This is a genomic window from Paraburkholderia phenazinium (assembly GCF_900100735.1).
GTDB classification, from domain to species: domain Bacteria; phylum Pseudomonadota; class Gammaproteobacteria; order Burkholderiales; family Burkholderiaceae; genus Paraburkholderia; species Paraburkholderia phenazinia.
In genome coordinates, this window is sequence record NZ_FNCJ01000031.1 from 33,777 (window position 1) to 48,386 (window position 14,610).

At 62.3% G+C, this 14,610-nt stretch carries 11 protein-coding genes and 1 pseudogene; 7 read left to right on the forward strand and 5 right to left on the reverse strand.

Translation table 11 applies throughout. From position 1 onward, the window contains the following. The first annotated feature begins 34 nt into the window (after window positions 1-34). Window positions 35-1,528, forward strand: a complete 1,494-nt coding sequence (locus tag BLQ92_RS36875; RefSeq protein WP_090695486.1) for a sugar ABC transporter ATP-binding protein — start codon at window positions 35-37, stop codon at window positions 1,526-1,528. A 140-nt stretch (window positions 1,529-1,668) separates the two neighbouring features. Next, entirely contained in the window at window positions 1,669-2,613 is a 945-nt protein-coding gene (locus BLQ92_RS36880; protein WP_244106575.1) for an ABC transporter permease, read from the forward strand. Here BLQ92_RS36880 and BLQ92_RS36885 read toward each other — a convergent pair. From BLQ92_RS36885 to BLQ92_RS36900, 4 genes are read right to left on the reverse strand one after another with little or no spacing between them, the layout of a single operon-like run. Continuing rightward, the gene (locus BLQ92_RS36885) at window positions 2,604-3,563 is read right to left on the reverse strand and encodes an ABC transporter permease (RefSeq protein WP_090695493.1); all 960 of its coding nucleotides are present in this window, start codon (window positions 3,561-3,563) and stop codon (window positions 2,604-2,606) included. The genes BLQ92_RS36880 and BLQ92_RS36885 overlap by 10 nt on opposite strands. Further along, on the reverse strand, window positions 3,556-4,581 hold the full coding sequence (locus BLQ92_RS36890; RefSeq protein WP_090695496.1) for an ABC transporter permease: 1,026 nt from the start codon (window positions 4,579-4,581) through the stop codon (window positions 3,556-3,558). The genes BLQ92_RS36885 and BLQ92_RS36890 overlap by 8 nt, the downstream gene beginning before the upstream one ends. Next, a complete protein-coding gene (locus BLQ92_RS36895; protein WP_090695499.1) occupies window positions 4,578-6,140 on the reverse strand; it encodes a sugar ABC transporter ATP-binding protein in 1,563 nt (520 codons plus the stop codon). The genes BLQ92_RS36890 and BLQ92_RS36895 overlap by 4 nt, the downstream gene beginning before the upstream one ends. Beyond that, window positions 6,137-7,174, reverse strand: a complete 1,038-nt coding sequence (locus tag BLQ92_RS36900; protein WP_090695503.1) for a sugar ABC transporter substrate-binding protein — start codon at window positions 7,172-7,174, stop codon at window positions 6,137-6,139. Before BLQ92_RS36900 ends, BLQ92_RS36895 begins: the two co-directional genes overlap by 4 nt. Before the next feature lie 302 nt (window positions 7,175-7,476). Here BLQ92_RS36900 and BLQ92_RS36905 point away from each other — a divergent pair. The 5 genes and pseudogenes from BLQ92_RS36905 to BLQ92_RS36925 all read left to right on the forward strand — a co-directional run. Continuing rightward, window positions 7,477-8,649: pseudogene (locus BLQ92_RS36905) on the forward strand (SfnB family sulfur acquisition oxidoreductase); the annotation flags it as partial. A 4-nt stretch (window positions 8,650-8,653) separates the two neighbouring features. Continuing rightward, a complete protein-coding gene (locus BLQ92_RS36910; protein ID WP_090695509.1) occupies window positions 8,654-9,874 on the forward strand; it encodes an SfnB family sulfur acquisition oxidoreductase in 1,221 nt (406 codons plus the stop codon). Between the two features lie 68 nt (window positions 9,875-9,942). Further along, window positions 9,943-11,325 carry an LLM class flavin-dependent oxidoreductase gene (locus BLQ92_RS36915; protein ID WP_090695513.1) on the forward strand — a complete coding sequence of 461 codons (1,383 nt, stop codon included), beginning with the start codon at window positions 9,943-9,945 and terminating at the stop codon, window positions 11,323-11,325. A gap of 43 nt (window positions 11,326-11,368) precedes the next feature. Continuing rightward, complete coding sequence (locus BLQ92_RS36920) at window positions 11,369-12,439, forward strand: substrate-binding domain-containing protein (protein WP_090695517.1); 1,071 nt, start codon at window positions 11,369-11,371, stop codon at window positions 12,437-12,439. Window positions 12,440-12,544: 105 nt separating this feature from the next. Next, window positions 12,545-13,123, forward strand: coding sequence for an NnrU family protein (locus tag BLQ92_RS36925; protein ID WP_090695521.1), 579 nt, complete (start codon window positions 12,545-12,547; stop codon window positions 13,121-13,123). Between the two features lie 889 nt (window positions 13,124-14,012). Here BLQ92_RS36925 and pcaG read toward each other — a convergent pair. Then, window positions 14,013-14,609 (reverse strand): protocatechuate 3,4-dioxygenase subunit alpha, encoded by a 597-nt coding sequence (gene pcaG / locus BLQ92_RS36935; RefSeq protein ID WP_090695527.1) that lies wholly within the window; start codon window positions 14,607-14,609, stop codon window positions 14,013-14,015. Between the last annotated feature and the right edge of the window lies 1 nt (window position 14,610).

Here is a 14,610-nt window from a genome sequence, read left to right on the forward strand (position 1 = left end):
TCCGTTACGAGCGCCGCACAGCGCGCCCTCTTCGATGACCGCCCCCATTCTGAGCGCTAGCGCGCTTTCCAAACGCTTTGGCCCCACCGTTGCGCTCGATCGCGTCGATCTGTCGATTTATGCGGGCGAGGTTGTCGCGCTGATGGGCGCGAATGGTGCGGGCAAGTCGACTCTCGTGAAGATCCTGAGCGGGGTCTACCGCCCTGACGCTGGCGAACTGTCGTTACGCGGGAAACCGTTCAGCCCTGCTTCGCCGCACGATGCCAAACAGTTGGGGATCGCGACGGTGCATCAATCCATAGCGGATGCGGTTGTGCCGACACTGTCGATTGCCGACAATCTGCTACTCGACCGCTTGTGCGATTCAACGTCCCCCTGGCGCGTGCCGTTGTCAGGCCGCCTTCAGGCTGCGGCGCCGTTGGCTGCGCGGGTCGGGCTCGAGGCAGATCTGGCTGCGCCGCTCGCCTCGCTGTCGCTGGCGGCGCAACAACTTGTCACGCTGGCCCGCGCGCTGGCGACGCGGCCCGCGCTGCTGATTCTCGACGAGCCTACCGCTAGCCTGTCGGCGCCGGAGGCCGAGCGTCTCTTTAGTTTGATCGAGCGCCTGCGCGCCGAGGGCGTCGCGATCGTGCTGGTATCGCACCGGCTCGGTGACTTGCGTCGCGTTGCCGGACGTGTGGCGATCGTACGCGATGGCCGCATCGTCGCCGATCTGCGCGCGCCGATCGATTTCGATGCTGCGGTCGAGACGATGATCGGGCGTCCGTTACGCAGCCGCGCTACGCTCGACGCAGCGGTTGAGGCAGGCACCACGCACGAGCCGTGTTTCAGCGTGCGTGACCTGCAGTTGCGACACGACAGCGCCCCGTTCGATCTCGACGTGCAGCGCGGCGAGATCGTCGCGATTGCCGGTCCGGTTGGCGGCGGCAAGTCGCGCTTTGCGCGGGCGATTTTCGGCGCGACGCGCGCGGCAGGGGGCTCGATGACGCTTGACGGCAAACCATGGCGCCCACGCTCACCCGCCGAGGCAATTCGCGCCAGTGTGTTTCTCGCAGGCGAGGACCGTTGGCGAAGTTCGCTGTTCCCTGACAGCGTGCCGTTCGCATCGATTGCCGGCACGCTTAGCTTTCCGTTCCTGTCACGCTGGTTCAAGTACGGCGGGGTCCGGCGTGCGCGCGAGCGGCGTGCCGCGCTTGATGCGATCGAGCGCTTCGGGATTCGCTGTACGGGGCCGGACGACCGTCTTGACCGTCTCTCCGGCGGCAACCAGCAGAAGGTGGTGCTGGCTCGCTGGCATGCGCAAGCCGCGCGCTTGCTGCTACTGGATGAGCCATTTCAAGGCGTCGATGCAGGCGCGCGCGCCGATATCGTCGATACGCTGCGGCGCCACGCACCGGAGCGCGCGACCCTCGTGTTCGTCAGCGATCTCGAAGAGGCATTCGAGATCGCTGATCGGGTGGTTCGCTTTGACCGGTCAACGCTTGACTGTACTTCCCACCCTGACCTTACTTTTTCCGCTCGCTCATGAAAACCAGTCCTTCGATCACGTCTGAGGGCGTCACCGCGGTTGCCTCTGAAATTGGGCCTGAAAGTAACCCGGCTCCGCACGAACATGCTGTTCGCCGTAACGGGCTGAGAGCACTGCGCGGCCATCTCGAACGCACCGGCATGCTTGTCGTGCTTGCGATTCTGGTCATCGTCTTTGCTGTCAAACAGCCGGCCTTTTTGAATATCGACAACCTCTTTAGCATTCTGCAAGCGGTGTCGATTGTCGCGCTGCTGGGCATTGGCGTGACGGTGACGCTCGCCGCCGGCGGTTTCGATCTTTCGGTGGGCAGCGTGGCTGCGTCGGCGCAGATGGCGGCGAGCTACGTGTTGATCGTCTGGCATGGCAATGCATTCGAAGCGGTTGCGGCATGCCTTGTCTTGGGCGTAGCGGCGGGGCTGTTCAATGGCCTGCTGATTACGCGTCTGCGCGTTCCGGACCAACTGGCGACACTCGGTACGCTATTTCTATTAGCCGGTCTGCAACTGATCCCGACCGGTGGCCGCTCGCTCGCAACCGGCACGATCTTGCCTGACGGCACCGAAACGACGGGCGTGTTTCCGGACGCGTTTCTCGCGCTCGGGCGTTTGCGGCTCTTCGACGTCGTGCCGTTGCCGGTGGTCGTACTGGCGGTCCTGACCGTCGTGGCCTGCATCGTGATGGAAACCACACGTTGGGGCCGGGTGATCTACGCGATCGGCGGCAACGAAACGGCGGCGCGCTTAGCCGGTGCGCCGACCGCACGATACCGCGTCGCCGCATATGTTGCCTCGGGCGCGATTGCTTCACTCGGTGGCGTGCTGATTGCCGCACGTGTGGGGCGTGGCGACGTCAGTGCCGGCCATTCGATGCTGCTCGATGCGGTGGCCGCTGCGCTGGTCGGCTACGCAGTTTGGGGTGCGAAGCGCCCTAACGTATTCGGCACGGTGTTCGTCGGCGTATTGCTCAACGGCTTGACGATGCTGAATGCGCCGTACTATATGCAGGATTTCATCAAGGGCGTGCTGCTGGTGGGCGCGCTGGCCTTCACGTTCAGCGTGGGGCGTGGCACGGAACCTCACGCATAGCGGCTGCGCCGTTGCGCGAAGCTGACCGCCAGCACGGCGAAGATCAGGGCGCCGGTCGCCACCTGCTGCCAATAGAAATTCCAGCCGATCAGCAACAGGCCGTTTGCGACGAGACTCAGCAGCAGGACACCCAGCAGTGTGCCGACGACGCCAGCACGGCGCGTCGGCGACAGCGTAGTGCCGATGAAGGTTGCGCCAATCGCATTGAGCAGATAGCCGTTGCCGGCCTGCGGGACGTAGGCCTTGACGGTCGACGACAGCAGCAAGCCGACGACACCGTAAATCAACGCGCTGGCGATAAACGTCACAGCCGTGATGGCGGCAACCGGGAGACCTGAATAGCGGGCCACGCCCGGTTGCGCGCCGAGTGCGGTGAGCTGCCGCCCGAAGGTCGCATGCGCAAGCGTGACATGCACGGCAAGAGCCAGTACGGCTACGATCCATAACGGCACCGGCAGGCCCGCAAGCGTGCCGTGCGCCAGTGCGCTAAACAGCGGCGGCAAGGCGATGTTGAGCAAATACACGGGCTGACCGCCGTCGGTGGCGAGTTGCTGGACAGTCTGGCCGATAAAGAGCGTGCCCAGCGTGGCGAGAAAAGGCGCGATCCCGAACCAACCGGTCAGCACGCCGTTGAAAGCGCCGACGACGAACGCCGCAGCAAGGCCGCCAAGCGCTGCGGGCACGACGCCAACGTGATGAGCGCTCAACAGAACGAAGGCGAGGCTGGCGACATCGATGGAGGTGCCGAGCGAGAGATCGATGGCGCCGAGCGACAACACGAGCGTCATGCCAAGCGAGGCGATCGCCAGCAGCGCGAAATTGTTCAATAGCACGTCAGCAAGATTGTCGGCCCGTGCGAAGCCCGGCGCGAACACGGCGAAGAAAGCGATCACTGCAAGCAGTGCCCCGACCAGCGCGAAGCGCTGCAAGCGGCCTATCTGTTCAATCATGGGCGTGGTTTCCGGCATGACGGCGCACAAGCGCGGTAGTGGCGACAACGAACAGGATCAGCGCGCCTTCGACACCGTTGACCCAATAGCTCGACACGTTATCGAGCTGAAAACCGTTGCTGATGACGCCGATGAAGAGCACAGCGAGCAGGGTGCCGGGAATGGTCGGCACCAGCCGCCGGGAGAAGACAACCCCTAGCAGCGCTGCGGCGACGGTAGCGAGCAGATTCTCTCCCGCACCGGGCGAACTGCCACTGAGCAGGGCAGTGGACGCCAACGCAGCTAGTGCGGCAGCAATTCCGCTCAGTATGTAGCTTGCCGCGACGTAGCGGCTCGCGCGGATACCGGCCGCCTGCGCCGCATCCCGATGTGCGCCGGTGGCGCGCAGTCGCAGCCCGAACGGGGTGTAGTGAACCAGCACGGTGAACAGGGTGGCGACGATGAGCAGCGCGTAGGCAAGATGCGGCACGCCGAACGCGCCGTTGTCGAGCAGAAAGCTGAGCAGTGTGTCGCTCGCAGCTACCGACGTGTTCTGCGTCAGCACCAGTTCGAACCCGGCGCAGAGATTCATCGTGGTCAGCGTGGCGAGCAGTGGAAAGATGCGCAGCACGATGACAGCAAGCGCGTTGAGCACACCGACTCCCGCGCCCGCTGCAAGCGTCAATAGCAGGGCGGTGGCCGGTGCTGCACCGTCGCGTTGCGCGACGGCATAAACGGCCGCACACAGTCCGAGATTAGCCGCCACCGAAAGATCGAGACCGCCTCTAAGCGGATCGGCGCCGCCGCCGATGAGCACGACCGTCAACCCAAAGCCGAGAATTCCGACGATGACCGATTGCTGCAACACGTTCGCAAGATTCGCGACCGTGAAAAACAACGGCGAGCTCACCGCAAAACCGATAAATACCAAAGCGAAGGCGAGCGCCGCGCCGCTTCTCAGCCACCGTTGAGCGCCGAACAGCCGCTCGGGCAGTTTGAATTTCCCGCTACGTAGCGCAGCATCCAGGACTTTGCTCATGCTGCTATCTCCTGTTGCGCTGCCGAACCGTGCGCCCCGCGTGCCCCGGTGGCCCATGCCAGTACATCCTGGCTATCCGCTTCGCGTGAGACGAGTTCGCGCACGACGCGGCCGCGTGCCATGACCAGTACGCGGTCAGTGACGCCGAGTAGTTCGATCAGATCGCTGGAGAACAGCAGGACGCCGGCGCCGTCGCGGGCCAGCCGGTCGAGCAGCCGATAGATCTCAGTCTTGGCGCCAACGTCGACGCCCACCGTCGGCTCGTCGAGCAGATAGAGCGAGGAGGTGCGGCTCAACCACTTGGCGAGCGCGACCTTCTGCTGGTTGCCCCCGGAGAGGTGCCGCACGGGCGATTCCGTACCAGAGGTGCGTACGGCCAGTTCTTCGATCAGACGCTGCACGGTATTGGTTTCGCGGCGTCGTGCCAGCAGGCCGAAGCGGCTAAAGCGAGCGAGGCTCGCGAGCGTCGTGTTCTCGCGCACGGAGAGCGCGGGCGCTACTCCATGCGCGCGCCGGTCCTCCGGCACGAACGCAATCTGCTGACGCACGGCGTCTTGCGGGCGGCGCAGACGCACCGCCTTACCTTCGATTTCGATATCGCCCTGCACGCCGCGTTCGAGGCCGAACAGGCTGCGCACTACCGGCTTGCCGCCGGATCCGAGCAGGCCAGTGATGCCGACGATCTCGCCGCGCCGCACATCGAACGACACGTCTTCGAAGCGGTCCGGAGCGCTCAGCTTGCGCACGTTCAGAACGACCTTTCCGGGCGTGCGTGCCGCCGCCGAGGTTCGTACCTCCGCCTGTGCGCCGATCATCGCCGTGACGAGGACTTCGGTAGGCGTCGTGCGCGCGTCGACGTGGGCGACGTCCGCACCGTCGCGTAGCACGGTGACCCGATCGCAGATCGCCGCGATTTCGTTGAGATAGTGCGACACGTACAGGATCGTCAGGCCGCGTTGGCGCAGTCGGTCGATGGTTTGCAGGAGACGGTCCACTTCGCGGCTGACGAGCGCAGCCGTCGGTTCGTCGAATACGAGAATGCGCGGCTCGCGGATCAGTGCGCGGGTAATCTGCACGATCTGCTGTTCGGCGACGCTCAGATCGCCGATGAGCCGGTTTGGCGGTATCTCGACGTCAAAGTGAGTGTGCAACGCATCGCGAGCGTCGCGCTGCATGCGCCGCACGTCGAGTAGACGGAAGCCGCCTGCCACACGCGGGCCGACGGTTCTTTCGTCGCCGAGCCACAGCGCTTCGGCCACAGTGAAGGTGGGCGGCAGCAAGCGTTCCTGGTGAATGAACCCGATAGCGGAAGCGCCCCCATGAGGCGACGCGCTGAGTGCTTGCGCGACACCGTCGATGGCGATCGCGCCGGAATCGGCCGTATGAATGCCGGCAAGTATCTTGATCAGCGTTGACTTGCCAGCACCGTTTTGCCCGATCAAGCCATGCACGCTACCGCGCGTGACCGTCAGCGAGGCGCCCCGCAGCGCCGGCACGCGGTCGAAATGCTTGACCAGCTCATGTAGTTCGAGCGCGGCAGGTGGGGCTTTAGTACTCATTTTGCACTGAGCTGACCGAGGGTCTGCTGGATCGTGCCGGCGTTGTCCTTGGTGACCAGAATCGATGGCACATAGGTGTACGGCGCCAGCGTGTGATCGCCCGCAAGGTAACGTGCGACGTTATCCACCGCAGTCTTGCCGATCAACGCCGGCTGCTGCGCGACCACGGCGGCGGCGCTTGATTTCGGATCCTTCACAAGGGTGACGACGTCCGGGCTGCCGTCGACCGCGTAGGTCTTGATCTCGTCGCGATGCGCGGCGTCCACGGCCTGGGTGGCGCCGACCTGCGGCACGTCCCATGCGGACCAGATCGCGGCAATCTGCCCCTTCGGATATTTCGCGAGCAACTGGCTCACCTGCGCATAGGCGCTTTGCACCGTATTCGGAATCACATCGCGCAGTTCAGGCTGGATGATATGCACCTTCGGGTAGTACTTGAGCACCGCCTTCAACTGATCGTAGCGGATCGCGCAGACCGGCACGCCATAAAAACCGTTGAAGACGAGGATGTTGCCTTCGCCGTGGATGTCGTTGACGAGCTTCAGCGCGAGCTGCTCACCGATGAAGAAATTGTCCGAGGTAGTGTCGTTGATGCTCGATGGCGATGCGGTATCGATCGTGAACAACGGGATGTTAGCCTGGCGGATTTTCTGCAACCACGGCTCCAGCACCGTTGCAGTACCCAATTGTTCGACGATGGCGTCCGGTTTCTGCGCAATCAGCGTCTGGATCTGTGCGATCTGGCGGTTGTCGTTGCGGCCGGCGTCGAGTGCGATCGGTGTGCCGCCGAGGCGCTTCACCTCATCCACCGCGCCTTGGTAAGCCTTCAGGTCCCAGTAGTGATCGGTGCCGGCGGCCGTGATGCCGATGCGTTTGCCTTTGAGCGACGGCACGGCGGCCGCGTTATCGCCGGTCGCGGCTGTATCGGCCGCGGGTGTCGCGCCTTGGGCGTAAGCGTTGGTGAAAGCGCCGCCGGCCATGCTGAATGCGGTCGCGGCCAGCAACGAAGAAAGAGTGGTGTGCAAGCGTTTCATGGTGTCCGAATCAAAGAGGCAGGGGTGTCCAGCTTGCGACGACTGTAATCAACAACCTGCCGCGCATGAAACCATCAAATCAAACTATTGTTATCAGGCGCGCGGCGAAGTGCTTATGCCAGATTTGATCCGGGTTTGTTTGCCATCCGAAGGAATATCCATTTCAGAATCGTTCAGTTTGCGTGCGTCGTACCCGCTGATAGATTGTGTGAACAGCCACTCAAGCGGAGATTCGTATGGCCGAGCTTTACGAAGCGACCTCATCGCATACGAGCGATGCGGACCATCATGCGGTGCGCATCATTCCGGACGACGCACAGGCTATTGCCGTAGCGCACGAGCTGGCAGCGCGTCTGGCGCAAGGTGCATCTGAGCGCGACCGCGAGCGCCGTTTGCCGCATGACGAGATCGAATGGTTCTCACAGTCTGGGTTGTGGGCGATCACTGTGCCGAAGGTTTATGGGGGCGCGGGTGTCTCCTTCGTCACCCTCACTGAAGTAGTCAAGATCATTGCGGCGGCCGATCCGTCATTGGGACAGTTGCCGCAGAATCACTTTGGCCTGGTCGATGTGATTTCGCTGACCGGTACCGAGGAACAGAAGCGTTACTTCTTTGCACAGATACTAGGTGGCAAGCGCTTTGGCAACGGCTTCTCCGAAAAGGGAACGAAGCATGTGCTCGATCTGAAGACGCGGGTACGGCGTGACGGCGACGACTACGTGGTGGATGGCGCCAAGTTCTATTCGACCGGTGCGTTGTTTGCGCATTTTGTGCCCGTGCTGGGACTCGATGACGAACGCAAGGGTTGGCTCGCTTATATCCCGAAGGGTACCCCGGGTCTGAACGTAATCGACGACTGGTCGGGCTTCGGGCAGCGCACCACGGCAAGTGGCACCGTGGTGCTCGAAGCGGTGCGAGTGCCTGCGTCGCATGTCTTTCCTGCGCACCGCGTCTCTGACTTTCCCACGCTGAACGGCCCGGTCTCACAGATCATTCAGGCGGCGATCGACGCCGGCATCGCGAAGGCGGCAGTGGAAGACACGCTGACGTTCGTGCGCACCCGCTCGCGGCCCTGGATCGACAGCAGTGTCGAGCGCGCAAGCGACGATCCGTTGACGGTGCGCGAAATCGGCCATTTGCATATCCAGTTGCATGCCGCCGAAGCGCTGCTCGAACGCGCTGCGCGTACGCTCGATGTGATCGCCGCACAGGGAGAAACGAGCGAGGACGATGTCGCGCGGGCCTCGGTTGCCGTGGGCGAAGCCAAGGTGCTGACCACGGAAATCGCATTGCTGGCGAGCGAAAAGCTCTTCGAACTCGCGGGCACCCAGGCGACGCTGGCTGAGCATAACCTCGACCGTCACTGGCGCAATGCCCGCACTCATACGCTGCACGATCCGGTGCGCTGGAAGTATCACCTGGTCGGCAACTACTATCTGAACGGCGTCAAACCGGCCCGTCATCCGTGGAACTGACACTATGAACGCTTTGACAGAGTCCGTCGCCCGTGAGGCGCGGCAGGCCGCGCGTATCGAGAGCGACCAGCAAGCGCTCGAGGTAGCCCGCGCGTTGGCGCCGGCACTGGCCGAAGGCGCTTCGCAGCGCGATCGTGAACGTCGTTTGCCGTATGCCGAGATCGAAGCCTATTCGGCGAGCGGTCTCTGGGGTATAGCGGTGCCACGGGAGTTCGGCGGTGCAGCGGTCTCATACGCCACGCTCGCGGAGGTCACTGCGATCATCTCGGAGGCCGATGCAGCGCTCGGACAGATTCCGCAGAATCACTTTTTTATGCTCGACGTGCTGCGTGTGAACGGCACGCACGCTCAGCAGGCCTTCTACTTTGAGCGAGCACTGGCGGGTGATCGCTTTGGTAACGCGCTTTCCGAGCGCGGCACAAAAACCGTGAGTGACTACCGGACCACGCTCACGCAAGAAGGCGAGGGTTTTCGGATCAATGGCACCAAGTTCTACTCGACCGGCGCATTGTTTGCGCAATGGATTCCGATTGTCGCCAAGGCGGCCGACGAGGCTCTGTATGTGGCGTTTGCGAGCGCGCAGACACCTGGCTTGAGTGTGGTGGACGATTGGTCGGGGTTTGGGCAAAAGACGACGGGCAGTGGTACGACCACGCTCGATAACGTCTACGTCGAGGCCTCCGCAGTCGTGCCATACAGTGCCGCGTTCGACGCGCGGCCCACGACGGTAGGGCCTATCGGTCAACTGATTCATGCTGCCGTCGATCTCGGCATCGCGCGTGCAGCCATCGCCGATGCACGGCGTTTCGTGCGCGAACGTTCGCGTCCGTGGATCGACAGCGGGGTGGAGCGAGCGAGTGACGATCCGTTGACGCTCGAACTGTTCGGCAAACTCGCGCTGCAACTGCATGCGGCCGAGGCGCTCGTCGAGCGTGCTGGTCGCCGCGTCGACGACGCGGTCAAGGCGTCGACCGAACAGAGCGTCGCCACGGCTTCGATCGCGGTGGCCGAGGCACGCGCGGCGACCACGGAGATCGCCTTGCAGGCTTCGACGCGTTTGATCGAATTGGCGGGGACGCAAGCAACGCTCGCCGAACACAACCTCGATCGCCACTGGCGCAACGCGCGCACTCATACGCTGCATGACCCGGTGCGCTGGAAATACATCGCAGTGGGCAACTATTACCTGAACGACGTGCTCCCGCCACGTCATGGCGCGCTCTGACGCGCCCGCCGCGGGCTTCGTCTGTACCACCTACGCGTCACCTGAGCATCACCTATTTGGATCCGATTATGGCCAGACAGATCCGTCTCAACGCGTTCGATATGAACTGCGTCGGGCATCAGTCGCCGGGTTTGTGGGCGCATCCGCGCGACACCTCCTGGCGCTACAAGCACCTCGATTACTGGACCGAGCTCGCCAAGCTGCTCGAACGCGGCAAATTCGACGGCCTGTTCATCGCCGACGTGCTCGGCATCTATGACGTGTTCCAGGGCAATGGCGAGGCCGCGATTCGCCAGGCTGCGCAGGTACCGGTCAACGATCCGATCCTGCTGGTCTCGGCGATGGCGAGCGTGACCGAGCATCTTGGCTTTGGCGTGACGTGCTCGCTCTCATACGAGCATCCCTATCCGTTCGCGCGACGCATGTCGACGCTCGATCATTTGACCAACGGGCGGGTAGGCTGGAACATCGTCACGTCGTATCTGGATAGCGCAGCACGCAACGTGGGCTTGCCGAGCCAGGCGAATCACGACGAGCGCTACGCACTGGCGGAGGAGTATCTGGACGTCTGCTACAAGCTGTGGGAGTCGTCATGGGAAGACGATGCAGTCGTGCGTGATGCGGCACGCCAGGTTTTCACGGAACCCTCCAAGGTGCATCCCATTGAACACCATGGACAGTACTTCGATGTGCCGGGCATTCACCTGTGCGAGCCGTCGCCGCAGCGCACGCCGGTGCTGTATCAGGCGGGGGCATCGAAACGCGGCAAGGACTTCGCTGCGCAGCACGCCGAGTGCATCTTCATTGCGGCGCCGTCGCGCACGATTCTGAAGCGGTTCGTGGCCGACATCCGTGCTCGCGTGAAGTCGTTCGGGCGCGATCCGCACGACGTGCTGATCTTCAACCTGCACACGGTGATCACCGGCAAAACTTCGGCTGAAGCGTACGCGAAGCACGCGGACTATCGCCGCTATGCCAGCGACGAAGGCGCACTCGCGTTGATGTCCGGTTGGACTGGGATCGATCTGTCGAAATACGATCTGGATGAACCGCTGCGTCACGTGGAGAGCAACGCGGTGCAATCCGCGGTGGAGGCGCTCTCGAGCGCCGATCCGACCCGGGTGTGGACGGTACGCGAGATCGCGAAGTGGGGCGGCATAGGTGGCCTGGGGCCGCTATCGGTTGGCGATCCCCAAGAGATTGCCGATGAACTGCAGTCGTGGGTCGAGGAGACGGACGTCGACGGCTTTAATCTCGCCTACGCGCTGACGCACGAGACGTTTAGCGATTTCGTCGAGCTGGTCGTACCGGAATTGCAGCGCCGTGGCGTGTACAAAACCGAGTATGCGAGCGGCTCATTGCGCGAGAAGCTGCACGGCGGCGGGGCGCGCCTGGCCGAGCCGCATCCGGGCGCACGGTATCGCGCGCGCCATACGGCGTCTGCTGAATAACACATCGTTCCATTCGAACTTAACGACAGGTTGAGGAGCATCCATGAAATCGCTGTTTCGTCACACATCTCAAGTGCGCCGCATGGTTGGCGCGTTGACGCTGCTTTCTGCGAGCGTGCTGCTGGGTCAAACCACACAGGCGGCACCGCTGAAGGGTGCTCCTGCGCCGTTCGACAAAGGCGGCGTGAAGATTGCGCTGGTGAATTACCTGTCGACAGGGGACTTCTTTCAGGCCTACGAGGCCGGCGCGCAGAAACAGGCGAAGGCGCTCGGCATCGATCTGCGGATTTACGAAGGACGGCAGGACGCAGCCGAACAGCGCGAGCAGATTCAGCAGGCAATCAGCCTTGGCGTATCGGCGATCATCGTGAATCATGGTTTGCCGGAATCGCTGAAGGACGTGGTGCAGCGCGCGCTCGACAAGGGTATCAAGGTGGTGGCGTTCGACGTGGACCTGAACAACCCGAAGGTGCCGCAGATTGAACAAAGCGATCATGACCTGGCCACATTGCTCCTGAATCAGGCAGTGAAGGATAACGGCGACGCATTCGCCGCGGGGTATGTATACGTGGCGGGCTTCGCGCCGCTCGATCGCCGCGACGCGGTGTGGCGTGACTTCAAGACCGCCCATCCGCAGGTGCAGGAGAAGGCGCGCTGGGGCACGGTGGACAATCCGATTGCGCAATCGGTCGCGAATCAGGCCTCTGCTGCATACCGTGCGCATCCTGAGATTCGCGTGGTGTTTGCCCCTTACGACGAGTTCGCACGGGGCGCCAAGCTCGCTGCGGACGAGGCGAATCTCGGCTCGAAGCTGCGCATTTACAGCGCGGATATTTCGACGGCGGACATCGAGGCCATTCGTGCGCCGAACAGTGCCTGGGTAGCGACGGCCGCGACCAATCCGGCGGTGGTGGGGGCGGTGTCGGTGCGCGCCGCTGCGTTGGAGGTGGCGGGCGAGGATCCGGGGCATCACATCGTGGTGAAGCCGACGCTGATCACGCGTGACGATCTGGTGAAGAACGACATCAAGACGATTGCCGACCTTGGGGCTAAATTCCCGGCGTTTCGCTCGAGCGACGCAGCGAGTGCCGCCTGGATTCCGGCTGCAGAGTGAATTCACAGCGGGGTTGAATCCAGCAGTTGAAACCGGCATTGGCAGGATTGGTATCTTGAGCGACAATCGCGGCGATCTGTCGACACCCGTCGCGAGGAGCCTGCCATGTCGGTACTAGTACTGGGGTTGGTGATTTTTCTGGGCGTGCATTCAGTGCGCATCTATGCCGAATCGTGGCGTACGCGGCAGATTGCCCGGATCGGGGAGAAACCGTGGAAGGGCGCGTATTCCTTGGCCTCCGCCTTGGGGTTGGCGCTGATCATCTGGGGCTACGGGATCGCGCGGCGCGATCCTGTCCTGCTGTGGACGCCCCCGGTTTGGGCGCCGCATCTTGCCGCGCTGTTGACGCTGATTGCTTTTGTTCTCTTTCTGGCTGCTTATGTTCCTGGTAATCACTTCAAGGCTTGGGTTAAGCACCCGCAGGCTCTCAGCGTGGGATTGTGGGCGCTCGCGCATTTGCTGGCGAATGGGACTTTGAACGCGGTTGTGCTGTTTGCGGCTTTTCTTGTTTGGGGTGTGCTGGACTATCGCGCTGCGCGGCGGCGGGATTTGGCTTTAGGGCTTGTTTATCCCGCTGGGACAGTGGGGCGCGATGTGGTAGCTGTGGTGGGTGGGGTGGTCGCCTGGGTTTTGTTTGCGTTCTGGTTGCATGGGTGGTGGATTGGGGTTCGGCCGTTTGGGTGATAGGCTTTCTTTTGGATTGCCTACGGCGTTTAGGTGGTGTTCTTGCGGCGTTGGCCTTTCCTTGTATTCTTAGTGGTCTATTAGCCTTGCCCCTGTGCGGGGCGGCACCTACTTTCTTTGCCGCCGCAAAGAAAGTAGGCAAAGAAAGCGGGCTCACCCCGCTAGCGGGTAGTGAGCCATCTCGGTCCGCTACCGGGAACGGCCCAAGACGAGACCTGCCCTCGCACCACGGGCGTTAGCGACAAAGCGCTCATCCGTTCCAGCGTTGCGCTGCGCGCCCCGCCGTCGGGTATAGCGCCTCCTGCAAATTCAATAGTTATTCTAACTATCGTGGGCTTGCCGATTTTCGATGAGTTCGTACTGCCGGCAAGCCAAACGCTCCTGGTGCCGCTGCCCTGCTGGACGATTTACCACGCACCCAGGCAGACCTGCTTTCCCATGCAAACCCGTCCGCGACGCACGAAGTGCGGAGTGGGGTGGATGAGCGCTGTGTCACTAACGGTGGAAAAGCGAGGGCAGGTCTCGTCTTTGGACCACTTCGGGTTGACCTACGTGATGGACACCTAAGAGCTAGCGGTTGTCAGCCCGCTTTCTTTGCCTACTTTCTTTGCGGCGGCAAAGAAAGTAGGTGCCGCCCCGCACAGGGGCAAGGCTAATAGACCACTAAGAATACAAGGAAAGGCCAACGCCCCAGGAACACCGACCAAACGCCGTAGGCAACCACCCCGACAACAACTCAAGGAAAGACCAACACCACACGCACACCACCAAAGCGCCGCACAGGCAAAAAAAAGCCCACAAATCTGCAGGCTTGAAAAGTACTCGGAGTTTCGCAATCGAAATCGCGAGCCGCGATCCTATCGTGCGAATGTGAAAGCGCCGTGAAAGCTCACAAATCGAAGAACACGGTTTCCTGTTCGCCTTGCATATGGATATCAAACCGATACACCGTCTTACTGGTCCCATCCACACGCCGTGCAATTAAAGTCCCACGCCGCTCCGCCGGTACCAACGCGAGCACTGGATCACTTTCATTGGCAGCAGCCTCATCATCGAAGTAAACCCGCGTGAACGTATGCAGCAACATCCCCCGCATCGTCACGATCACATTCAGATGCGGCGCTTCGTCCGAAGCAGAAGCAGCGCGCCCCGGCTTCACCGTCTCGACAATAAACCGCTTCTGCGGATCCGTCCCGGTGCCAACCCGCGCAAACCCACGGAACCCACTCGCTTCAACCTCCGCCCGCGAAGCCGGATATCGCCCTTGGGCATCCACCTGCGAGACTTCGAGCATGGCATCGCCAATAACCTTGCCGTCGCCATCGAACACCTGACCCACAATCGTAATGTGCTCGCCGGCCGCTTCATGATCCGCGATAGCGGGAGTAAAGAGGCTCTTGAAGTCAAAGTTGTACTGCTCCGGACACAGCCCATACGCGAAGTACGGGCCAACCGTTTGCGAAGGCGTTTGTTTGAGTGCGGTCATG